Source organism: Sorangiineae bacterium MSr11954, from assembly GCA_037157815.1.
In the GTDB taxonomy this organism is placed as follows: Bacteria; Myxococcota_A; Polyangia; order Polyangiales; family Polyangiaceae; genus Pendulispora; species Pendulispora albinea.
Genome location: CP089984.1, coordinates 748916 through 771636 on the forward strand (window position 1 = coordinate 748916; position 22721 = coordinate 771636).

Below are 22721 nucleotides of genomic sequence, written 5' to 3' on the forward strand. Positions count from 1 at the left end.
GTGGTCGCAAACGAACGAACCCGCGACGCCATCGAGCCATCGGGCACCTCCTCGAAAACGGCGTGCCGATATTGCACCATTCAAGGCGGGCGTCCACCCGCGGCGCACCATTCTGCGCCGGTGCCACTCGCCACGGCGCTTCGCGTTCTCGGCCTGCGCCATCCAACGAGCGCTTCGTCGTTTCCTCATTGATGAAGAAAACATCATCGCTTCGGCTTGGCCAAAAAGCACGCCGAATCCGACGCGGGGCGTCGTGGATAGGAAGAGGGGACCGTTGAGCAAAGAGGATGTTGCTCGTACGACAAGGCATCGGCGTCCGCTCGCGCCGCACGTGCGACTCCCATGCTCGACCGCCGCCAGGACGAACGGCGTCCTGGCGGCGGGTACTTTTAGGCTAGTACAATCTCACGGACGATATGACATTGGAATATCCCGGCGCGGACAGGTCGGGGCGCGGGCCTGCCACCACCATGCAGTCTTGGCAGTTCGCATGTTTGCAAAGAGCGACGGTGCCCTCGACCCAGGCCGATTCGGCGTCGTCGTTGCAGCCCGGCGTATTGAAACATCCTTGTTGCGTCAGGCTGAAACAGGGACTGTTGTAGTTTTTGTCTCGAAACAGCGTCACGTGGGAGACGAGCGCGTGAGGATTGTCCTCCTCTCCTTGCGCCTCGGCTTGGGAGGGGGCTTCCTCGGCCGCCGCAGGAGCAGGCGTCATGGCGAAAACGCCGGCCAGAGCCATTGCCGATATCAACGCAATCCATATTTTCTTCATGATGATCTCCGGTCGTCATGAATGTCCTCGCGAGCGCTCGCGAGGACATTGGGTCAGTATCTTCGTCAGAAGCGACGTCCTTTGCGTGAAGGACCCGCATTACATTAGAGTTGCTTGCGTGACCTTCAATGTTAAAATCGAAATTAAAATGCAGCCTTGAATGCTTCGATGTGTCAAATCGAATGACGCGACCATCTCACGGAGCTCACACCTCGAGCTCCTTCGGCCGCTCCTGGCGCAAACGCGCTCTCGTCCGTACGGCGCACCTATTCGAACGGGCGACACACCACTACGGCGGCCCGCCAGCGAGCCTGGCGGTCGCTTCGAGCTCGAACGAAGAATGGAACGATGACACGAGACGCCGAGCCCGCCGGTACCTCAGCGTCCTTTTAGGAGGAGGGCTCCAACCGGCTCAAAAGCACCTAAGACGGTACCCATGATCGGCATTGGATAGGTCGCGAGGACATATCCACCGATGGGCCGTATGCCATGGTTCATTCTTGCATCAGCACGGTGAAGGCGTCATTCGTACGTTGTCCATCGATGGTTGCGACCCTCGCGATCAAGACAGTATGACATCCATGGTGTTAGCGTCGCCAAAACAGGGTGTCAATGACGAACGTTTTGGCTCGCCGAACATGAAAAGACGTTGGCGTCATGTAACAATGACGCCAAGCCGCGGCGCACTTGCGCCGACGCCTCGGGAGCAAGCGTATTACGCTTATTTCTATCCGACGCACTCTACTACGCAACGGTCATGCGCGACCAGGTGTCGAACGTCGCCCGCCCTCCACGCACCATCGAGAGCAGAGGCGGCGGCGCCCTTCGGCCTAGCTCGTCGCGTTGGCGCGCGCGGGCCTTTTAGGCGGGCACGATGGGCCGCATCCGAAGAAGGTCATGAGCCCGCGATCCGCGAGGTCAGCAATGCGTCCGCGGACTTCGCCGTCATTCCCGATACGACGATTCCATGGGGTTCGACGCTCTCGACCCTAAGGACGCGAGGACGCGATACCCAACCCACGAGGCCCGTGCCCACACCGACGATCGCGGCCGTGAGCCAGCCCCAAATGGGCGTTGTTGCAAAACCCGAGATGATGCCGAACAGCACGGCGATGAAGGGCGCGATAAGCCAGATCGGCCGGATATTCTCCGCTTCTCTCAAGCGCGCATCGCAGGCCGCGCAGCGCCAATGCGCCAGATCCGCTTGCTTTCGGTGTGATCGCACATAGCGAACGACGAGCACCATGACGAAGCCGGAGAGCATCGCGACCGGATTTCCACCGACGATAGGATGAATGTCGTCCGTTCCAAGGCGCTCGTATCGTTGCAGCCGTTTCTTCGTCCCACACATCAAACAAACTTTGGGGAGCTCTGCATCCCAACGGATGAAGATTCCCCTGGGGTGGGCCGCCGCGCCGCCGGCGGTACGGGGAATTTGCTGCATCGCGCTCATACAGCCCACATACGCGGGCGCGGCCGAACATCTACCTTCTCCTTTGCGGAAACCGCTTACGGCCTAGCATTCGGCGTCCATGGCGTGGCCGATCCCTCCCCGCGGGCATCGGAATCGAGCTGATTTTTTGGGGGCAAAGATGTGTTTTGTACATTTTAGCGACCGGGGCTTGCCGCATGGGTTGGTGTTCGTCATCACGCATTCGCCGTGGATTCTGGCGCATATCGGTCATCCACGTTTTACGAGACGAACGCGCCCGTTCGGGCCCTGATGCTCTTGTTTCAAAAGTTGCGAAAATGCAATTTGGTATTGTCGCAACGTTGCAGGATGCAACATCCCGTGGGCATATTCGCGCTCTCCTCGGGGTCGAACACGCGGCGCAAACGTTGCACCAACCCGTTCGATCCGATCTCGGGGACGAGGGAGTCGCAAATGTTCAGCACATTGATTTCGGAGGTCCCATGAGTGGCGGTCGCATCTTCGCACAGAAACCCCAGCCACGAGCTACGCGTAGTCGCCTGGTGGCGCCCAAGCCCGCGCCGAAGCATGCCAGCGCTCTGCAAGCGAAGTGGGCGATCGGCGCCGTCGACGATCCGCTCGAGCGCGAGGCCGATCGGATCGCCGAGCGCGTGCTCGGCATGTCCGACTCGGCTGCGTCCCTCGGTCTCGCGATCGGCTCGCACGTGCCGTCGTCGGCACCCGCATCGGCCGGGGCAGGCCCATCGCCCGGCGTCATGCAGCGGCGATGCGAAGCCTGCGAGGACGACAAGCAGGAAGACGGCCCAACGATCGGGCGGAATGCGGACATCCGGCGGAGAGTCGACCCCGATGCCGATGAGGAGCTCGAGCCAGGCGAAGAAGACTCGGTCCTGGCGCCGGCACCGCAAGCAAAGGCCACGAGCGGGACGGGATTTGCGCCAGGCGAGGGGGTCCGATCGGCGATCGCGCGCGGTCTCGCGGGAGGCGAGCCACTCTCGCGGGCGGCGCGCGCCTTCTTCGAGCCACGTTTCGGTTATGACTTCCGTCGCGTGCGCGTGCATGCAGATGGCTCGGCCGCCGCGGCGGCGCACGCCGTCGGAGCGTACGCATTCACGCTTGGTAGGGACGTGGTTTTTGGCGCCGGGCAATACGCGCCCGACACGCGAAAGGGGCGCCAGCTATTGGCCCACGAGTTGACGCACGTCATCCAACAGGACCACGCGAGCCGCACCGAGGGCTCGGCGGGCGGCTTGCGACATGGCGACATAGCCCAACGCACGGCCGTGATTCGTCGCCGCGTCGCCGATGCAGCCATGTGTGGCGGAGCGACGGCATCTCCGGATAGGGACCGAGCGAACGGGCCGTTCCAGCAGCTGTTCGAGGGTAAACCCAAAAAGGATACGAAGAAGTCCGAGCCGGCGAGCCGCAAGGCGTGTGACGATAAATGTGGGGCGTCCGGTTCGTTTGGCTCGACGGAGTGCGAGATCGACCTCGAGTCTGGCTTTCTGACCGGCAGGGTGACGAAAGCGGTTACCGACACGAGTCCATGTACACGGCCTTGTGTGGAATTGCATGAAGGTGTCCACGCGAAGCGGATCGGGCCCGTATGCGCTGCTGTGAAGAAATGCCAGGATGCGGCGCGCGGCAACATCGAGAAGAAGGAAAAGTGTCTCGATCAACACGATGGCATCGAACGCTTGACGTTCAGCACCGAGTGCGCCGCCTACATCGCGGAGGAAAAGTGCTTGAACAGAAGGGCCGGGAAAGCGGAGTGCAAAAGCGCGGACGGGAAGAAGCGCTGGGACGAACAGATGAAGATGGTGAAGTGCTACAAGGCCTGCTTCTGCAAAACGTGAGCGCCGCCGTGTCAGCCGAAGTCGTAAACCGTGACCGGCACGTCCTTCGCGCAGAGCGTGCGCACCAGGATCGGCTCGATCCGGTCCCACGTGCCGCCCGCGAGGCCGCACCCAATCCGCGGCATATGCACGGACGCGCCGAGGGCCTTCGCACGATCCGCCACCTTTTCCAGCGCGGTCTCGATGGCCTCGTACCGAATCGGTGGCCCGGAGCGGTCGTGCCGAAGACCGTGTTGGCCGATCATATTGGCAACGTACGTGTCGGGCGCTACCTCGACGAGCTGCACGGCGCCGAGCAGGAAGTCGTTCCCCTCGCGTTCGTGGTGCCAGCGGCGGTACTCGCGCTCCGGCTCGGGCCATCGGCGTGAAATCGCGAGCACGAATCCCGCCCCCCATCCGCCGACGTCGTTGCATACGTGGGCAATGATTTTCGTGCCCGCCCCGCGCGGAAGCGTCGCGTCACCGGTGACGTATTCGATGGAGCGCATTCTGGTGACGGTACCCCGTCGGGCCACGAGGGTCTACCCACCGGGCGCGCGGCGACCTCGAAGGAACACACGCCGCACGTCGTTGGTGATTCAGGAGACATCTGCGCATGCGCGCGCGCATCTGCTGCGATTGTGTATACTGGCATGGTGAACAGAGCTTTTGGCATGGGTGCCCTGCTGCTGGCGCTCCTTTTGCTTGCTTCATTATCGACTGGCTATCACCCCGTTGGGTACATGCGCGGCATATCGCTCGACATCGATCCCGCGTTCGGCCCCCGCGTGAGCGCGGCGTCCGTATCCATATGTTGGAATGGCTCCTGCCGCACGCCGTTCGTGGAGCTGTCACGCGCGACCGAGGTCGTCGACATGGGCTGCGATGGTGGAACGTGCGTCGGGCAAGTCGCCCTCCGGGCGGGAAAGTACGCGCGCATCGTCGTGCCGGATCTCTCCCCGGAGCCGGTACGGGTTACATTGAATTTGGCCGATGCCGCAGGGTCGTCTCTCCTCGCGCAGACCATCGAGGTCACACCGAAAATGGTCGGGCCTTGGTACCGCCGCAACGGTGGCCCCCAGGCGCACCTCGAGGTCACGGCGAATGGCACGTTTCGCGAAGCCCCACCAAAAAGGTCGGGCAGACCATGAGCGCGCGAGATGCTCGAGGTTGACGACGAACGGGCCCGCACGAGTAAGGCGGGCCTCGGCACCTCGTAACGGGCGCAACCACGCGCAAGAACGGGCCCGACAACCCTTTGCGCCCGCGAACGACGAATCCGAGCGGAGCTCGCCTCGGCCACGCTCTGGACGGACGAGGGCGCACGTCGACGAAAGCGGAACGATGTGGTCACGCATCGATGGGTTTATCGGAGCGGTCCATTGGGCTCGACGCTCTCGATCCCGAGGACGCGATACCCAACCCATGAAGCCCAAGCCCGCACCGACAATCGCGGCCGTGAGCCAGCCCCAAATGGGCGCTGTTGCAAAACCCAAGATGATGCCGAACAACGCGGCGATGAAGGGCGATAAGCCAAATAGCCTCGATATTTTCGGCTTCCTTCGGGCGCGCGTCGCAATCTGCGCAGCGCCAACGCGCCAGCTCGACTCGCTCTCGGCGTGATTGCAAATAGCGAACGACGAGCATCGTGACGAAGCTGGAGAGACCCATCTGGTGGCCCGCGTCGATTCGAGCTCTCCGCGTCCGCTCGCGCCAGGACGGACCCACCGGCTCACCTCGAGCACGACGCTCACGTCGCATCGGGTTGCACGCGAAGCCGATCCGCAAGCAGCAAGCACCTGCACGACAGGGAGAAAAAGCGACCTGCGCGACGAGATCGAATCGCAACTGGGGCGTGGCGGCCCCCAGGGCGATTTCGCGTCGGCGAAGCGATACCTCCGATCGCACCGCGCGTACTCGGTGCATAACCATTTCGGCCAGGTGATGGCCAAGGGGATATGCAGATGAACGATGTTGTTGTTGCACGGAAGTTGGTCGTCGATCATTTTCGCCAATCGGCGGAAGGAAAATGGCCAGCGTCGAAGATCGAGGAAGTCGTCGCGTCGCTCGACAAATTGACGACGAGGGGTTACACGGCAGCGGGTTTCTTCGGGGGATTTCTCTTCTATGCGCGCGTCGTCGTGCAGTTCAACGCGGGCCACGGGCCCTTTGCCTTCGAAGGGGATGCGGGGGGATTGTTCAGCGTCGGCATCTCCAGCTTGAACGGGCAATTGTATACGAACGATGTCGACAAATTGGTGATGAATACACGCCACTTTCATTTCAGCGTCGTTCCGGCGTACTCCTCGGTCGAGTTTTTCGACAATGCAGGGGAGCTGCTCGGCTATTCATCCGCGGTGAGCGTCGGCTCGTTCTCCGGAACGGGGAGCGGCGACGGACAGTGGAAACGGTAGGCGTGGCAAGCGTGACAAACGCGCGCCGGGCACTCTCGGGCGTAGAGGCGTCGAGGAACGCCCCTTCGGATCCACTCGGAGACGGCCAAACGAGACGTTGCGTGCCCATCAGGCTCGGCCCTTAGAATGGAAGCAGTTGACTCGTAGGAATCACGGCGCGGCCCGAAGAAGGTGTGGCCCATTCGAGCTTTGCCGCCGCGCCGCCTTGATCCTGGAAGTATTCCATTCGGACGAGGTATCTCTGTCCTTTATTGAGAGAAATCTGCCCGCTGTTTTCCCGCAGGCCGCCCGCGACCCAGTTGGTGATGATCCGCGTATTGCCGATGCCGAGACGGACGCCGTCGTCCGTCGTGGTATAAAATGCATGCACGCCGGTCGACTGCGGCACCAGGAAGCCTTGCCATCGCACCGAGAACGTCGTTGGTGACACCGACGGATCGGGCGAGCCACCGGTCCAATCAAAGTTCACGGTCCGATCCGTGCGTGTCATCTTCAGCACGGTCAGATCGGCGTTGTCGAAGTAGGAGCCCGCTAGACCGATCCCGTTGCCCGGCGGATCGGTGCTCTTGTTTACATCGACGAGCACCTCGGCGCCCGACGCGGAGAGGGCATTTACGGTGATGCGAATATCGGACACCGAGTCGTAAAATGTCTGCCCTACCGCCAAGGCGGCGTCGTCGAAGTTTCGTGCACCACCTGGTTTCTGGGTGGTGGGGGTCGCGTCGACGAGCCATGGTTTCTGATTGCCTTGCGCGTGGTCCTGCGCCAAACGAATGGTCACCCCATTGACCACCGGGTCCGTGCTCGCAAATGCATCGAACTGGCCGTAGGGGCGCCGGTACTCGAGATAGTAATATCGAGGAAGACCCTGAACGATTCCTTTCGGTATGCGCAAGCTCTGGATGCGGAAGGTACCCTTTACATTTCCGACGGAGGCCGCATCCGTCGCGTTTACCACGGTCGCATCTCGACCTTTGCCGGGGGAGGGGACATCCCGACGATGAGCGCGGCGATCGGGCAGCCGGCTCGTCGCGTGGCGAACACCGTTCCGTCAGCCTTGGTGCTGGCTCCCAACGGCGATCTCTATGTGTCCGAGTTCGCCGACAGCGTCATTCTACGCTTGCATCCGGTCGTTCCCGCCACGGCGAACGGTGAAAAATTGATCGTGAGCGGCGACGGTTCGGAGATTTACGTCTTCGACACGAACGGGCGGCATCTTCGTACCCTCGACGCGCTCACCAAGGCCGTGAAGTTGCGTTTCTCGTACAACGGAGCGGGGAAGCTCGCGCGGGTCGAGGACAACCACGGCAATGCGACAGCGATCGGCTACGACGCGAATGGGCGCGCGACGTCCGTCGTTGGGCCATTCTCCCACACGACGCGCTTGGAATATGCCCCCGACGGCTACCTCGCGAAGATCCTCGATCCGCTGGGGCGCGAAGAGAAATTCTCGTACGGGTCGGGCGGGCTTCTCACGCAGCGTACCGACGCGGGTGGTGGGGTGCACGCGATGCGGTATGATCCACGAGGAAATCTCTTGCAGGATGCGAACGCCGAGAATGCGGCGTGGACCCTCTCGCGGGAGAGCCTGTCCCCCGTGCAGACCCGCGTCACGACCGGGCTTGGGCGCACGCGCTTGCACTCGGCCTCGAGCGCACAGGACGTGGGTGAAGCGCGCAGCGTCACGCACGAGGATGGGACCAAGACCGTCTGGACGACCGATGTAGACCGCGGGACACATGTCACATCGCCCGACGGCACGAAGCTCGACACCATCGTGTCGGCGGATCCGCGCTTTGGCACCTTGGCGCCGTACGTCTCGCGCGAAATGGTGACCTTGCCGAGTGGGCTCAAACGCACCCTCGACGCGAGCTGGTCGGCGCGCTTCGACACCGACGGCTCGCTCCTCGGGCTCGATGGGACGTTCTCGACGGCCGATGGCGCATCGGGGGCTACCTACGATGCGGCGACGCGCACGTGGACCAACACGACACCGTCCGGACGAACCGGAAGCATCACCCTCGACGCCGAGGGGCGCATCATTCGGATGGAATCGCCGGGCCTTGCTCCACTCGACCTTCGCTACGACGCGCGGGGCCGTCCCCTTGAAGCCACCCGTGGCGACCGCCGGGTAACGTACGGGTATGACGCAAGCAGCGGCGTGCTTCGGAACATCACCGACGCGCTCGGGACGGTTGCGACGTTCGAGCGCGATGCCGCCCTGCGCGTGACCGCCTCCGTACAAGCGAATGGATCGCGCACGATTTTCGGCTACAATGCGCTCGACAACGTGATCGCGCTCACCCCTCCAGGCAAGTCCGCGCACACGATGACATACGGCAAAGACGGGCTCGAAGCGTCGTATGCGGCACCCGGTGCCGCGTTGCTTTCGACCTCCTACGATGCCGATCGCGCGTTTGCTTCGCTGACCCACGAAGACGGCTCGCAGACGGTGCTCGAACGCGACAGCGCGGGTCGTCCTGCCACCTTGCGCTTCCCGGGCGGTGGCACGGTGGTGACAGGCTATGACGCCACGACCGGCAAAGCGGTATCCTTCACGGGCCCCGGCAATGCCTCCGTTCGAGCCACCTACGACGGTAGCCTCGTGACCAAGATGACGGCCGCGGGGACCGCACCGGGGGCCATCACATGGACGTACGACCCGCTCTTGCGCGTCAAGACAGAAGCCATTTCCGGCGGCGGTTCTACGCTCACATTCAAGTATGACTCCGACGGCCTCCGCACGGGTCTGGGGCCCGTCGCTCTGACGCGCGACGCGGTCTCCGGACTGCTGTCGACGCTATCCGTGGGCCGCCTTTCCGAGACCTTCACCTACACGCCACACGGCGAGCTCGCCACGTACAAGGCCACGGGCGCGGGCGCTTCCCTCGATCTGGCATACACCTACAACAACCGCGGCCTGCTCGTTGAAAAGCGCGAAAACGGCGTCGTCTGGGGATACGGCTACGACGCTGCGCATCGTCTCGCACGTGTCACCAAGAACGGTGTCGAGCAAGCCAGTTTCTCCTTCGACGCAAATGGGAATCGCACCGATGGTGGCGCGCAGGTCGACGATCAAGATCGCCTCACGCGGCGCGGCGATGCGACCTATACGTATACACCGCGCGGCGAGCGCGCGACCAAGTCCACCCCCGCAGGCGTCACCAAATATTCCTACGATGGGCGCGGCAACCTGGCGTCGGTCGAGCTCCCATCCGGGGTGCGCATCGACTACCAGCTCGATGCTTTTGGCCGGCGCATCGCGCGAAGCCGCAATGGGGTCATCACCCATCGCTGGCTTTACCGCAGCGAGCTGCAGCCCGCGGCGGAGGTCGATGCGAGCGGCAACGTCGTCACCCAATACATCTACGCGCGCGGGCACAATGTACCCGACGCGATGATCCGCGCGGGCGTCACGTACGCCCTGGTCACGGATCATCTCGGCAGCGTGCGGACGGTCGTGAATTCGGGCACGAACGCCGCAGCTGTCCAGGCGCTGGATTATGACGCGTGGGGGCGTGTCACGAGCGATAGCAGCGCAGGGTTCCAGCCGTTCGGCTTCGCCGGCGGCATGTACGATCCCGAGACGGGGCTCGTGCATCTCGGGGCGCGCGAGTACGATCCGGAGAGCGGCACATGGACCCGAAAAGAGCCGCTTGGATTTGCTGCGGATCTGAACTTCTACGCTTACGCGAACGGCGATCCGATCAATTGGATCGACGCCGATGGTCGGATCCCGGTGCCGGTGATCACGGGGATCCTCGGCGCGGCGGGAGCGGGGATTGGCAACGGGCTCGCGCAGGCAGCTCGTGGCGGGCCATTTCGATGGGGTGAGTTCGGGATCGCGGTGGGGGTCGGTTTCGTGCAGGGCGCTCTTCTGCCGTTCTCGGGAGGTGGCCTTGGCATTCCGCTGCTGGGAGCTGGTGCAAATCTACTCCAAGCGGAGCTCGTAAGCGCCGTGTACGGGGATTGTTACAATGCGTTGGAAGTAGGGGCCATCGGGGCGCTAGGAGGACTGATTGGAGGCGGGGCGGCTAACGCAGTGCCTGCAGGTATCGCTAAATTTGCCGCCTCTCCAATTGGAAATATCGCACGCGCCGAGGCGAACGCATTGAACAATTCCGTGATCAACCGTCTCAACCTGAGCGTGGGGTCGGCCGTCCGGTCCGCCGCGGCAGGTTGGTATACCAACTCTTCACCACCCGCCGTGCAACCGTGACGACGCGAATACCGCCACCATTGAAGAGGTACGCCCTCCTCGTGCGAGCCATTCTGTTCTCGATCGGTGGCGGTATTCTTTTCGCATATTACGCGTTCTCTTTTTGGAATGTTGCATCCCCGCGATGGGGAATGTTCGCAGGTTGCGTGATAGGTGTCTTCGTGGCACTGTGCGAGCTGGCGGGCTTACTCGTGCAATGTCTAGTTCGTTACGACGATACGGGGATTTGGCGGATCGGTGTCGGACGGTATCAACAAAGTGCTCCGATGAGGTGGGGGGACGTTACCGAAATAAAGCCTATCGTATTCTCCTTTGTTCGGTTGCAAACCTCGGAAGAGCGCATGCTCGTATGCATCGGCGACTTCTGGAATACACGGGATTTTGTGGTGTTCGCGACCGCAATGCGGGCCCGTGCCTTGGGAAAGGTAGAATAGTCCGTGCTTTCGACGCTGGCGTAAGTCACGCTGCGACGAGAACGGATTCGGAAAATAGTGAAATTCCTAACCCCAGAGATCACCTGAGTGGAGCCCGATAACCGGCGTGAACGAACCAGTTGCTCGCGTGCGTCTCGGTGACTCGAAAGCGCGCTCGTCTGGCGATGAGCCGAAGCGCTTTGGGGTGGCGGGGAGCGTGGCGTCGCACGTATTGCTTTTGGAGGGCCCAGCCGGATTCAATTGGATTGAGGTCGGGCGAGTATGGGGGCAAGTAGACGACACGAACGCCGCGCGCCTTGCAGGCGGCTACGACACGCGGGTCGCGGTGGGCGGGGAGGTTGTCCATCACCAGGACGTCTCCGGGGTACAGTCGAGGGAGCAGCTTGCGTTTCAGCCAAGCCAGGAAGCGGGGACGGTTGGCCGTTTTGAACATCGTGCTGAGGACGACCCATCCCGATAGGCGCATCGCCCCAAGAAGTGTGAGGTTCGTGCCCCAGTTCATAGGAATGCGATCGATGAATTCGCGACCTCGCTTCACCCAGGCGTGGCTCCGACTCATGGCCAGGTTTAGGCCCGATTCGTCGAGAAAAACCAGCTTTTCCACGGGAATCCGGAGGATCCTCCGTCGGAAGGAGCGGCGCTTGGCTATGACGTCGGGTCGCTGACACTCCAACGGCCGTCGGCGTTTTTTTTGATGACGTACCCATACCGATGCAGCGCGCGCTTCATGCTGGACACATGAACTCGCGCGCCCCGCGGGCGAAGCCGATTGAACTCCGCCGTAATCTCGTTAGCGGTCGCATCGCGCAGCTTCGCAACAAGCGCATCAACGTCGCCCTGGCCGATCGGGGACGGCGTTCCACCTCGCTTCGGGTCGGCGCCGAGCGGCACGCCACGACGCCCTCGACGAACCCACCGCTTGACGCTCGCCTCACCGATACGAAATCGAGCGGCAATTACCGCATAGCTTCCGTCGCCAGCTTCGTACGCCTCGACGACCCTGGCTCTCAATTCAAGAGGGTGCGCTTCCGCCATGCCGCGACCAGATCATGCCTCGAGCCAAAGAGCAAGACGCTTGATCGACCCAGGTGAGCACTGGGGTTAGGCGACGGCGGGGGGCGCCGGGCACGCCTCGATGTTGCGATCCGAGGACCCCGTCGGGTGCAGAAAATCGAGCGACGAAATTTGGATGAAGAAATTTGGGCGCAGGAGAAGTAGTGAAGGGAAGCCAAGGGTCAGTTGTCGGTGGTCCGCCTTTCCGAGCCCTTCACTTACACGCCACACGGCGAGCTCGCCACGTATAAGGCCACGGGCGCGGGGGCTTCCCTCGATCTGGCGTATACCTACAAGGTATACTAGCGCCTCACCGCGCCCTGGCCCGCCATGAGCACGCTAATACCGGGTCATCGAAAGGTATGCCCTCCTTCTGCGCACCCTCCTATTGTCGGGAGGAGGAGGGTTTCTTGGCTACCTAGCGTTGTCCGTTTGGAATGTCGTTCCGTTTCCATGGGGGCGATTTGCAGCCTGTTCGGTAAGGGGCTTGCTGGCGGCGTGCGAGTTTTGCGCCACATTTGCGCAGTTTTTAATGCGTTATGATGAAATCGGCATTGGCGGATCGCATTGGAAGGCGCCGGGCGAGTATTTTGATGAAGTGGTGCGGTATTACGAAAATTAAGCGCGTTGCTATTTATCTGTTCGATTGCAAATGTCGACAGCAATATGTTCGTGTGCACCGGCATATTTTTGAAACGCGCGTGATTTTTTTATATTTGCAAACACGATGCGCGATCGTGCTTTCGGGATTGATAGGCGTCATAGCATCACGACATTGGGCCGATGTGCAAGCAGGCGAGTGTGGGGTGACGTCACCGAAATTGGCCATCGAATTCTCCTTTATTCGATTGCACAACCCAGACGGTCGCAGCGCGAGCCGGAAGCTCGCGAAGAATAGGCGCACAGCACGCAAGGCGAAGAAGGACTGGCTCGTCGACGCATAACCAAGCCGGGTGGCCCGGACCATCCGTGCACGCGGCGACGAGACTGCACCGATTTCTGCGCATCGAGGTGCGCGGCAACTCACCAAAGCCGAAGACCGTCGTCGACACAAGGGAGTCGCTCGTTCCGTCGAGGGCTTCGCGTCGGCTTCGATCCGCAGCTCGTTTCGATGCTCGAAGTCATGCGGCGCGAGATTCCGAATGCATATTCCGAAGGACCCGGGGAGCTGTTCCAAGCCGACGCGGGGGCTCAATCCGACATGACGCGGGGCCCGGAGCGTAGCGACGAGCGTGGTCAGGTTTTCGTTTCGGTCACCTCGGGGGCAATCGCCTTCTTCTTCCGCATCGAGCCGCCCCGAAGGGTCACCACGTGGGCGTTGTGCACGAGGCGGTCGCAGATGGCGTCCGCCATTGTCGCTTCGCCGATGGCTTGATGCCAAGTTTTCGTCGGAAGTTGCGACGTGATCACCGTCGACGATTGGTCGTACCGATCCTCCAGCACTTCGAGCAGATCGCGCCGCTCGATCTCCGTCATCGGCGACAACAGAAAATCGTCGAGCACGAGGACCGACATCTTCGCGATGCGCGCGAGCGCCTGGGCGTAGGTGCCCGCGGCACGCGCGACGGCGAGCTGCTCCAGCAGGCGCGACGTGCGAATGCAGAGCGCCCGAAAGCCTTGCCGGCACGCCGCTTGGGCGAGGGCTGCACCGAGAAAGCTCTTTCCGCCTCCCGTTGCTCCGACCACGATCACGTTCTGTTTCGCTCGGACCCAGTGGCAAGCCCCGAGCGTACGCGCGAAGGAGCGGTCGACACCGCGGCCTGCTTCGCACGATAGCTCTTCGAGGCTCACGCCATTGGGTATTCGGGCGTCTTTGAGCAAACGTTCGAGTCGCTTGTTTTCCCGTGCCACCCATTCGCGGTCGATCATCATCCCGATCACCTCGTCAGTGGAGAGGGGTTCCGTCGGGGGAGACGCGTGCATCTCGCGCACCGTCTGTGCCATCACGTGCAGCTTCATCTCGACGAGCTTCTGAATCGTTTCTTCCAGGATCACGTTCATCCTCCGTATCGAAGTAGCTTGCGCCGCGAATGTGCTCGTGCGCGATGGGCGCTCGAGTTGGGGGCTCGACCCGCGGCGCGCGGTCGAGGCCATTTTTGAGAATCGCCGTCACGCTCTTGCACGTGGGGCTGCCGATGCTCAGCGCACGAGCACACGCCGCATTCACGCGAGCCTTGCCGTATCGGTCGGCGAGCCGAATCACCCCGAGGCAGGTACGGTATCCGGTCTCTGGGTGCGTACGCTGCCCGAGAGCCCGACGCGCGAATTCACCGACCTGATCGCCAATGCTCTCGGCCCACGCGACCACGCGCTCGGGCGGCCACTTGCCATAGTCGCGGTGCTCGCGTGGCCGGTGTTCGTCGCAGATCACCGCCGTGCCCTTCGGACCATAACTGCGCACGTGGGACGCCACGCGCTCGCTCTGGTGCAGGATCTCGACACTCGTCGCGGTTGCACGAATCTCCACCTCGGCCCCCACCATCGTGTACGGCACGCTGTACAGTCGGTGCTCGTAGTCGACGCAGTAATCAATATTGACCTTCACCTTTCGCCACTTCGCGATCTGGTAGCGGTGAGCGGGCAGAGGGCGCATGGCGGGCTTGTCGATCGTCTCGAAGGCCGAGTGCCGGCATCCTTCGAGCTTTTGAAACGGGCGCTTGTTGAGCTGCTCGAGCAGCTCGCGGACCGCCACATTGAGCTCACCGGGTGAGAAGAAAGTCCGATTCCGGAGCGCCGCGAGGATCCACCGCTGCGCGATCAAAACGCCTCCCTCGACCTTCGCTTTGTCCCTCGGCTTTCTCGGCCGCGCCGGAATCACCGTTACGCCGTAGTGCTGCGCCATCTCGAGGTAGGTCGGGTTGATGTCCGGCTCGTACCGATCCGGCCCCGAAACGGCGCTGCGAAGTTGATCGGGCACGACGACCTCGGGGACGCAGCCGAAGTACTCGAAGGCGCGGATCGTCGAGCCGACGAAGTCGGCGACCTTCTGCGTGCGCGTCGCCTCGGCGTACGTATAGTTGCTCGCGCCGAGCACCGCGACGAACAGCTCGACTTCGTAAACCTCTCCGGTCGATGGATGGACGACGTGTGGCTTTCTCCCTGAGTAATCGATGAACATCTTTTCGCCGGCACGATGCACCTGGCGCATGACGACGCTCAGCTTCTTCTTCCACTGGGCATACAAGGCGCAAAAGCGGCTGTATTCGTAGGCTTTGAGCGGTGCCTGACCCATCGCCCCATCGCGGTACTCGACCCACAACGTTTGCAACGTGACCGCCGGACGCGACAGCTCTCGATGCACCCACGCGAAATCGATCGGCACGCGCGACGGCGGCTCGTTACGGCCACCATCGTGGAACAACCGCCCCTCCACCTCGGCGTCGCTCAGCAACCGGGCCTCCGCCCACGCGAGCCCCGCGGCACGTGCGCGCGCCAGGTAATCGCCGACGGTCGTCTCACCGATTGCCACCGACGCCGCGATCTCGGCGTGGCTGCGCCCGCACTCGAACTTCAATCTGAGAACTTCTCGGACCTTCCGCATGGACACTCGCTCCGACATCGCGCCTGTCTACGCGATGAAGCTGTGACCCTGCTCGCCGCTGCGGGGGGGACCGCCCCCTTTGGAATGCGTCCCCGGGTGCCTAGGAATCGGCCCCCGGGTGTCGTTGGAATGCGTCCCCGGGTGCCCAGGAATCGGCCCCCGGGTCACGTTGGAATGAGGCCCCGGGTGTCGTTGGAATCGATCCCCGAGTCACGTCGGAATACGCAATTCCGAACGGGCGACTCTTCGAGGTCCTCATGAGCGAACGTGACCAGGCGCGCCAACTGCGGCATGTTCGGAAGGTCGCGGGGGGCACGGAAGGAGTTGTTCGTGGCCACGAAAGACAATGACCCTGCACGACGTGAAGGCAACGGGGTCACGTGGATGGTCCTTCGCGGCGATGACCTGCTCCGGAGCCAGTTCCGCGCGCGGTACAAACAAGTTCTCGACTACGGAAAAGTACATTCGCGAGGCGGAGACCCTACGAGAGGGGGCGCGGCGAACTCTTCCCACCTCTTCCGGTCGAGCTGTATCGAAACACCGAGCTCAACAGCGCGAGAGCAGTTGGTCCAAAAAATCTTCAAATTTCTCGGAATTTTTTGCGGAGAGGGCGGGATTCGAACCCGCGGCAAGGTTTTAGCCCTGCGCCCGCTTAGCAAGCGGGTACCTTCGGCCACTCGGTCACCTCTCCTTGTGAATGGCTTGTCCGAAGGGCGCCGAAACTAGCTCACTCTTCGAGGCAGGTAAAGTGAGTCATCGCGTGGCCGGGTGGGATTCGATGGGGGCCACGGACGAGCCGGGGTTTTCGGGTAGGCGCGTTTGGGCGGAGGGGCTTGCGCGGTGGCGAACGATCGCGGAGAGAGGGGGGATGCGGTTCTGTCCGGAGTGCGGAACGGGGTTGGGCAAGAAAGAAGCGGGGGGACTCGAGCGCGCCGCGTGCCTTGCGGAGGGGTGCTCGTTCGTCGTGTGGAACAATCCTACGCCTGTCGTGGCTGCTATTGTTCAGGCGGGGGAGGATGTGATCCTGGTGAGGGGGAGGGGATGGCCCGAGAAGATGTTCGGGTTGGTGACGGGGTTCATCGAGGCCGGCGAGCAACCCGGGGATGCCGCCGTGCGCGAGGTTCGAGAAGAGCTCGGGCTCGACGCGGAGATCGTGGGGTTGGTCGGCGCTTATGGCTTTTTTGCGATGAACCAGCTCATTGTTGCGTACCACCTCCGCGTGCAGGGCGAGGTGCAGCTCGGGGAGGAGCTCGAGGCGTTCAAGCGGATCCGCATCACCAAGCTGCGTCCGTGGGACTTCGGGACGGGCGCCGCCGTCCGGGATTGGCTTGAAGCGCGCGGGAGCGCATCGGGGTGAAGCGGTAGCGGGCTCCGCGGCGGTTCCGGCACAGTACCGTCGCCGTTCGCAGCTCCGATGCCAGGTCGTGCGGCGAGCTCTCAACGCGGACCAAAACGTGTGCTAGGTTCCTCTTCGTTTCCACCGGGGAGTCGCACAGTCCGGTAGTGCACGAGCTTTGGGTGCTCGTCGTCGCGGGTTCAAATCCCGCCTCCCCGACCCAGATTTGCCGGTGTTTTAGGCAGTCGTCGAACAGCCGTCCAAACGCCGTGGCGATGGTGGCGTCGACGGCAAGCAGCGCACAGCTTCGCAGAGCGGCTGCCGGTCCCGTGTCGCATAGGCATCGATGATGTGGCTCGCATGGCGATGTGGCTCGCATGGCGTGCGGATTGAACGTCCACCCCCGATGGCATGGCTCGGAACATGTCCATGTGCCGGGTACCGGATAGCCGTACGACGCGCTCTCCGTGGCGGCGCGCCGAGCATGGTCGCCGGGCGTCGATGTGGCGGCATCTTCGTTTCGTGCAGGTCAGGGAACATGTTCGGTATTCGGTATTTCGGCGGACCCAAAGGCGGTCGGCGCGCTCGTCTACCAACGATGGCCAGGTCTCATCGGCGAAGCTTGTACTCGAGTGTGTACATACAGCCATTGTAATAACTGCGGCCCGTGCCCTGCGACCAATCGTCATTCCAGCTTATTTCCGCCCATTCATTCGTGCTCATGGTGGATACCTCGCGCGTCGTACAGTTGTCGCCGCTGTTCGACGAAGCGAAGTACGCATCTTCGAGCCTTCCATCGACGAACGAGACAAGCGTATTTCGGTAGGGCATGCAGTAGACGCCGGCATCCTGGTCAGGCAGCGCGTTCGACGTCACATCGTAATACGCTCGGCCTTTTTGGGGGACGCACTTCGTTGCCGGCGGTGGGGGTGGCGGTGCTGCCGGCCGATGCAACACATACTGAAAAGGTATGACGCATCCTGGTGACGTCAAGCGCCCCATGCCGAAGGACCAATCCTGGTTCCACTCGATTTCTCCCTTCAACTCGTCCTCCGAGCGACCGGGAAGCGTCAGGATCGTCTTGCAATTGCCCTCCGTGTTCTTCGTGGAAAGCGCGTCGTTGAAACGCCCGTCGATGAACGAGACCTGCCTCGCCCACGTGCTCATGTCCGGGCACGCTCGCCCCCACGGCTCCCCGGGATTCGAATCGTAGGCAGCTACGCCCCGCGGTACCACGCACGTGCGCCCAAGGTATGAGTAGCTCTCATTTCCGCTGGAGCATGCGACAGCGACGAACGCGCCGGCCAAAGTGATTCCCACTGTCCTTCTTCGCGGGGGCATTCTTGCGTGATCGCACGCGGTCGTGGGTGCGTCCATGGACGGTATCGCTAGAGCTTTATAATCGAGCACGCTCACATTGCGCGACATCTTCTTCATGTGTTCTTCCTGCAAGATGTCCACAAAACTCTAAGCCGGATGGTGCCCCCAAAAAAGACTCTTTAAAGAAGCGCTTTCCAATAGGTCGTTTCGTGGACACCCGCTGGGATACCGGCCCGCCCCGGAAGCTTCCCTGCAACGGCCGCGGAGATCGCGCGAGCGCCGGAAAGCTCCTCGTGCACCGGCGACTTGCCGCACCCAATCACCTCGCGACCGTGTGTGCATTCGACGCTCGGAATGAGCTCGGGATCGACTGCCCCCAGCTGCGCCGAGCTGCACCCATCATCGTTGCTGCGCGAACGTCTTTGTCAGCCAGGTTTGGACGGCAGCTCCGTCTTCGGCGAAGACGCGCCCGGCGTGCTGGTAGTTGTCTGCTGCTTCGGTGGCCAGGTGTCGGACGCGCTCGCGGTCACCGCCGGTTCGCCATAGAACGCGCGCGAGGGCAAAGCCGACGGTCGCACGATACTCGAGCCGCGGTGGTACCGTCTCGTCCTCGAGGAGCTTCTCGGCGCGTTCGAGCGTTGCAAGCGCCTCGGTGAGCCGGCCGAGCTGCTCGTATCCTTCGCCCACACAAGAGAGGGCCAATGCGAGGAAGACTCCATGTGGCCCGAGATTGCGCTCACCGGCGTCGCGTAGCTGGGTGCAGAGCTGCAGAGCATCGCGCTCGCGATGAAGCCTGCGTAAGAGCCGTCCCAGCCTGACGCCTGTTTTGATCATTTGCCGATCACCGGGGCCTACCAGCGGTTTGTAGAGGGCCAACGACTCCTCGAAGGTGGTGCGCGCCGTGTCCAGATTCCCGAGCGCCTCCTCGGCGCGGGCGATGCCCGAAAGCGTGGCTGCCGCGCTCCTGGGATCAATCATCCGATCGATGAGATACGATCGACGAAGGAGAGGTAGCGTGACCTCCGGCTGGCCGTCCTCCAGATAGGCCATTCCTAATTCGAAGAGTGAGGACGAGACCTCTGGGCTCTCGGGAGACGATGCTTGCTCGATGATGCGTAGGGCGCGTTGTCCCACGACGTGCACGCCGGCGCTATCGCCTTTCTCACTCAGCATGCGCGCGAGGAGCGTCAGCGTCATCAATAGCTGGGGGTGGTCATGGCCGAACAGCGCCTCGGTCTCTGCCAGCGCCGATTGCAGGTGAGATATCCCCTCGTCGAGCTGATTGATGGTTCTCTCGGTGCTGGCCAGGTTCTGGTAGATTTCGATACGGCGTACGTCATTTTCGCCGAACGCGTGGCGTGCCATTTCCAGGGCTGCATTGTAGTGCGCGATGGCGCGCTCGAATCGACCGCGCTTATGCGCGAGGGCGCCGCGCGTAAACAAAAGTCGAATGTGCGCCGGCCCTCGGGGATCGGATCGCTCCACCGTGGCCTCGATGAACGGGATCAGATGCTCGACCTCGTCGGGGCGGTGTTCTTCCTGGCCGACGAGCCCGAGCAGCTGCGTCCAGATGAGCGCGAGCAGCCGCTCTTGTCCGCTCGATTTCGCGTCGGCGAGCGCCTGAACGAGGCTGGTCTCCGCTGCGCCATACTTGCCGCCGGTTTCCTGCACGACGCCGAGGCGGTAGAGGGCTTCCGCGCTGAGCGCCCGATTTTGCTGCTCACGCGCGAGATCGAGCGCTTGCTGTGCTGCCTCCTCGCCTGCGGCCAAATGGCGTGCATCCTCGAGCGCCCGACTTTTCGCGAGGAGATCACGAATACGCTCGACGGTCATGGCCGTCTCTCGGTCGTACGCAGGCAGCGGCGTGAACGCGAGCGCCGCCGTGTTCGTGCAAGTCGATAGCACGTCGAGTTGGATGAGGATATCGGGCGCATGAAGCCGCACCTCCCGATCGCCGCCCGAGAGAACATCGGTCACCGCCCGCAACTCCCGGCGCCGCTCATCGAGGCACAACGAGGCTCGCGTGTAATTGGCTTGGTCCTCCGCGCGCCACCACCCGGCGCTCCGACAGAGCTCGGCGCTCGTGTCCTTCCATTGCGCCGAATAGATATCCAGCGCGGCTGCGACCCTATTCCAGACATCGCGACCGAATGCTTTTCCATCGCCGGCCAGCACATCCTCGACCTTCGCCCGGCGGGGCAGGTCCCAGATCCCGACGAGTGCCTGCGTCGCAACGGCGTCACAGTGCTGCGCCCGATGTTTCTGGATGACCGGCCACCCGACGAGGCCCGTCGCGGCGCACACGAGCGCGGCGATCGCAACGCCGCGCCGTCGCTGTCGTCGTGGAACGCGGGCCAATTCATCGAGCAGGTGTTGAAGCGACGGATATCGATGGGCGGGATCGCGCGATAGACCACGGCCCAGCACGCGTAGATAGCCGGGATCCAGCCGCCGGCTCGGCGCCTCGAATTTCCCCGCGCAGAGCGCTATCATGGACAGGCCTCCGCTTCCGTCGAAAAATGGATGGCGGCCGAACAGCGCTTCGTACGCCACGCAGGAGAAGCTGAATTGGTCGCTACGCGCATCGGTGCCCAACCCAAGGTATTGCTCGGGCGCCATGTATGCTGGCGTCCCAATGCATTCGCCCGTTTCGGTGATGCGCCGGTCCAATACCGAAGACGGCGTCCCAGGCGATGCCGTCACCAGCTCTTCGACTTTGTGCGCATCGATCGCGCGTGCCAGCCCGAAATCGACGACCTTGGCGTGCTGCTCGCGATCGATCAGCACGTTTTCGGGCTTGAAGTCGCGATGCACCAGGCCGGCATCGTGCGCTGCAGCGAGCCCGCGGCCCGCCTCGTCGAGCAGTCGCAGCAACTTGCGCGGATCGTGCTCCGTACGCAGCAACACGTCGCGCAAGGTGGAGCCCTCGATCAGCTCCATGGCAAAGAACACGTGTTCGCAAAACTCACCTGCATCGAATACGCTGACGACATGCGGGTGAACCACCCGCGCCAACGCCTGCGCCTCCCGCAAGAGCAGCATTCGCCGTGACTCGTCGCCTGCCATTCCGGGCTCGATGCGGATGAGTTTCACCGCTACGTTGCGATTGAGCTTCGGATCGTAGGCACGGTAAACACTCCCCATTCCCCCCGTACCAATCCAATCGATCACGAGGTAGCGGCCGACATACATACCCGGGTGAAGATCGGCCATCCTCGAAGGAGCACCCGGCGATTCGGACGGAGATTTCGGCGTGCTTTGTTGGGCGAGCAGCGCCCATGCGCGACCGCACGTGGCACATTCCGCCAAGTGCGCCTCGAGAGGGTCTCGCGCCGGACCTCCCCGCGTTCCTTCGACCAAGGCGCGAAATTCGTCATTCGAAGGGCATTCCATTCCGTTGTCGCCTCCCCTCGCGCATCACGCCCGATTCCAACATCCACCATTCGCCGTCGAGAACGGGCGAAGCAACGACGACACCGAGCCCTCCGGCTCCTCCGCGGGAACAACGGGCCGATATAGTGCACCATCCAAAGGCAAACGTCCAAGCCGGCGCAGCATTCTGCGCCCGGTGTTCATCCGCCATGGCGGCGAGGTCCGCGCTCTCGGCCGGTTCTTCGTCGTCGCGGGAGGATGCCTCCCGATGGAGAAAGGCGAGCGGCACAGCCATATGGGGTCACGCGTCCTCGGTCGCGAGGTGCGAGACCGTGCGCGGACGCCTCCTGAATGTCGCGCAGGGAGGCTCAAAAGCTCCATCTTTTCGTGAACGGATGCTCGCAGGCGCACTCGCTCCATTGGAGCGGCGCCATAACGACGCCAAACACCGCCGGCGTAGACAATGGGGGACCGTCGGATCGCAACGGACCGCGCTCTGGACGAAATGCCATGCGCGGAGTCCTTCGCTCGTTGACTCGTTCACCGGGTGGACGAACTTGCGGGCCTGCTCGAACCGCGCCTGCCCGGTACCCTATGAACCTTGGATCGGCGAACGAAGCAAGCGGTCGAGGACAACGTGGGTCCAGGACAACGTGGGCCACGTCGCCGTTTTCATCTCGACCCCTGCTCGATGACGTGGAGCGACGAAACGTGCGCGTATCGCCCGCAGCCTTTCCGACCGCGCACGCAGGTGGGTCGAATTCCATCGACCCGAGCCCCCGAACGAATCGGCGAGCCGATCCAATGTGCACGTGTCGTCGCCGAGCCAAACGCCTCCACCATCGCCCCAAAGAGGAGAATTTGCTCAGGGTTCCAACTCTCCAATGGTTCGCTATCCGCACGACTGGACGTGATTTCGCCGCGCTGGGGCGAATTTCTTATGCGGCACTCACGTTATTAGGATGTCCGACGTCCTCCGGTTGGCACCCGCTG

General features: G+C 62.7%; 16 protein-coding genes and 2 tRNA genes. 7 read left to right on the plus strand and 11 right to left on the minus strand.

Features of this window, described 5'->3' with window-relative positions:
• Positions 1 to 394 precede the first annotated feature (394 nt).
• Both LZC94_03065 and LZC94_03070 read right to left on the minus strand, forming a co-directional pair.
• Positions 395 to 772, minus strand: coding sequence for a hypothetical protein (locus LZC94_03065; protein ID WXB16262.1), 378 nt, complete (start codon positions 770 to 772; stop codon positions 395 to 397).
• 895 nt (positions 773 to 1667) lie between these two features.
• Entirely contained in the window at positions 1668 to 2216 is a 549-nt protein-coding gene (locus tag LZC94_03070) for a hypothetical protein (protein WXB16263.1), read from the minus strand.
• Positions 2217 to 2401: 185 nt separating this feature from the next.
• Between LZC94_03070 and LZC94_03075 the strand changes: the two genes are divergently transcribed.
• Positions 2402 to 4060, plus strand: a complete 1659-nt coding sequence (locus LZC94_03075; protein WXB16264.1) for a DUF4157 domain-containing protein — start codon at positions 2402 to 2404, stop codon at positions 4058 to 4060.
• A gap of 11 nt (positions 4061 to 4071) precedes the next feature.
• Here LZC94_03075 and LZC94_03080 read toward each other — a convergent pair whose 3' ends face one another.
• Positions 4072 to 4548, minus strand: a complete 477-nt coding sequence (locus LZC94_03080) for a macro domain-containing protein (GenBank protein ID WXB16265.1) — start codon at positions 4546 to 4548, stop codon at positions 4072 to 4074.
• A gap of 165 nt (positions 4549 to 4713) precedes the next feature.
• On the opposite strand from LZC94_03080, the gene LZC94_03085 reads away from it, so the two are divergent.
• The 3 genes from LZC94_03085 to LZC94_03095 all read left to right on the plus strand — a co-directional run bounded on the left by LZC94_03085 (position 4714) and on the right by LZC94_03095 (position 6453).
• The gene (locus LZC94_03085; GenBank protein ID WXB16266.1) at positions 4714 to 5190 is read left to right on the plus strand and encodes a hypothetical protein; all 477 of its coding nucleotides are present in this window, start codon (positions 4714 to 4716) and stop codon (positions 5188 to 5190) included.
• Between the two features lie 274 nt (positions 5191 to 5464).
• A complete protein-coding gene (locus tag LZC94_03090) occupies positions 5465 to 5662 on the plus strand; it encodes a hypothetical protein (protein ID WXB16267.1) in 198 nt (65 codons plus the stop codon).
• Positions 5663 to 6003: 341 nt separating this feature from the next.
• The gene (locus LZC94_03095; protein WXB16268.1) at positions 6004 to 6453 is read left to right on the plus strand and encodes a VapA/VapB family virulence-associated protein; all 450 of its coding nucleotides are present in this window, start codon (positions 6004 to 6006) and stop codon (positions 6451 to 6453) included.
• A 121-nt stretch (positions 6454 to 6574) separates the two neighbouring features.
• On the opposite strand, the gene LZC94_03100 is transcribed toward LZC94_03095, so the two are convergent.
• Positions 6575 to 7234 carry a PA14 domain-containing protein gene (locus LZC94_03100; protein ID WXB16269.1) on the minus strand — a complete coding sequence of 220 codons (660 nt, stop codon included), beginning with the start codon at positions 7232 to 7234 and terminating at the stop codon, positions 6575 to 6577.
• On the opposite strand from LZC94_03100, the gene LZC94_03105 reads away from it, so the two are divergent.
• On the plus strand, positions 7208 to 10672 hold the full coding sequence (locus LZC94_03105; protein WXB20340.1) for a hypothetical protein: 3465 nt from the start codon (positions 7208 to 7210) through the stop codon (positions 10670 to 10672). The two genes, LZC94_03100 and LZC94_03105, sit on opposite strands and share 27 nt — an antisense overlap.
• Before the next feature lie 513 nt (positions 10673 to 11185).
• Here LZC94_03105 and LZC94_03110 read toward each other — a convergent pair.
• The 5 genes from LZC94_03110 to LZC94_03130 all read right to left on the minus strand — a co-directional run bounded on the left by LZC94_03110 (position 11186) and on the right by LZC94_03130 (position 16391).
• Positions 11186 to 11710: a transposase gene (locus LZC94_03110; GenBank protein ID WXB16270.1), complete on the minus strand. Its 525-nt coding sequence runs from the start codon at positions 11708 to 11710 to the stop codon at positions 11186 to 11188.
• 41 nt (positions 11711 to 11751) lie between these two features.
• Positions 11752 to 12141, minus strand: coding sequence for a helix-turn-helix domain-containing protein (locus LZC94_03115; protein WXB16271.1), 390 nt, complete (start codon positions 12139 to 12141; stop codon positions 11752 to 11754).
• Between the two features lie 1254 nt (positions 12142 to 13395).
• Positions 13396 to 14154, minus strand: a complete 759-nt coding sequence (istB, locus tag LZC94_03120; protein WXB16272.1) for an IS21-like element helper ATPase IstB — start codon at positions 14152 to 14154, stop codon at positions 13396 to 13398.
• Positions 14045 to 15718 carry an IS21 family transposase gene (gene istA, locus LZC94_03125; GenBank protein ID WXB16273.1) on the minus strand — a complete coding sequence of 558 codons (1674 nt, stop codon included), beginning with the start codon at positions 15716 to 15718 and terminating at the stop codon, positions 14045 to 14047. The genes istB and istA overlap by 110 nt, the downstream gene beginning before the upstream one ends.
• 584 nt (positions 15719 to 16302) lie before the next feature.
• Positions 16303 to 16391: transfer RNA gene (locus LZC94_03130), tRNA-Ser, on the minus strand.
• A 297-nt stretch (positions 16392 to 16688) separates the two neighbouring features.
• On the opposite strand from LZC94_03130, the gene LZC94_03135 reads away from it, so the two are divergent.
• Together LZC94_03135 and LZC94_03140 are read left to right on the plus strand one after the other, a co-directional pair.
• Positions 16689 to 17057, plus strand: coding sequence for an NUDIX domain-containing protein (locus LZC94_03135; GenBank protein WXB16274.1), 369 nt, complete (start codon positions 16689 to 16691; stop codon positions 17055 to 17057).
• A gap of 124 nt (positions 17058 to 17181) precedes the next feature.
• Positions 17182 to 17255 (plus strand) — tRNA-Pro (locus tag LZC94_03140).
• Positions 17256 to 17645: 390 nt separating this feature from the next.
• Here LZC94_03140 and LZC94_03145 read toward each other — a convergent pair.
• Both LZC94_03145 and LZC94_03150 read right to left on the minus strand, forming a co-directional pair.
• Positions 17646 to 18203 carry a hypothetical protein gene (locus LZC94_03145; protein ID WXB16275.1) on the minus strand — a complete coding sequence of 186 codons (558 nt, stop codon included), beginning with the start codon at positions 18201 to 18203 and terminating at the stop codon, positions 17646 to 17648.
• A gap of 552 nt (positions 18204 to 18755) precedes the next feature.
• The gene (locus LZC94_03150; GenBank protein ID WXB16276.1) at positions 18756 to 21569 is read right to left on the minus strand and encodes a serine/threonine-protein kinase; all 2814 of its coding nucleotides are present in this window, start codon (positions 21567 to 21569) and stop codon (positions 18756 to 18758) included.
• Between the last annotated feature and the right edge of the window lie 1152 nt (positions 21570 to 22721).

Coding starts and splice junctions, on each gene's coding strand:
- LZC94_03070 (WXB16263.1), bottom strand. CDS start 2,216: ATGCAGCAAATTCCCCGTACCGCCGGCGGCGCGGCGGCCCACCCCAGG.
- LZC94_03095 (WXB16268.1), top strand. CDS start 6,004: ATGAACGATGTTGTTGTTGCACGGAAGTTGGTCGTCGATCATTTTCGC.
- LZC94_03065 (WXB16262.1), bottom strand. CDS start 772: ATGAAGAAAATATGGATTGCGTTGATATCGGCAATGGCTCTGGCCGGC.
- LZC94_03145 (WXB16275.1), bottom strand. CDS start 18,203: ATGAGCACGTGGGCGAGGCAGGTCTCGTTCATCGACGGGCGTTTCAAC.
- istA (WXB16273.1), bottom strand. CDS start 15,718: ATGTCGGAGCGAGTGTCCATGCGGAAGGTCCGAGAAGTTCTCAGATTG.
- LZC94_03150 (WXB16276.1), bottom strand. CDS start 21,569: ATGGCCGATCTTCACCCGGGTATGTATGTCGGCCGCTACCTCGTGATC.
- LZC94_03085 (WXB16266.1), top strand. CDS start 4,714: ATGGGTGCCCTGCTGCTGGCGCTCCTTTTGCTTGCTTCATTATCGACT.
- LZC94_03115 (WXB16271.1), bottom strand. CDS start 12,141: ATGGCGGAAGCGCACCCTCTTGAATTGAGAGCCAGGGTCGTCGAGGCG.
- LZC94_03090 (WXB16267.1), top strand. CDS start 5,465: ATGAAGCCCAAGCCCGCACCGACAATCGCGGCCGTGAGCCAGCCCCAA.
- LZC94_03075 (WXB16264.1), top strand. CDS start 2,402: ATGGGTTGGTGTTCGTCATCACGCATTCGCCGTGGATTCTGGCGCATA.
- LZC94_03080 (WXB16265.1), bottom strand. CDS start 4,548: ATGCGCTCCATCGAATACGTCACCGGTGACGCGACGCTTCCGCGCGGG.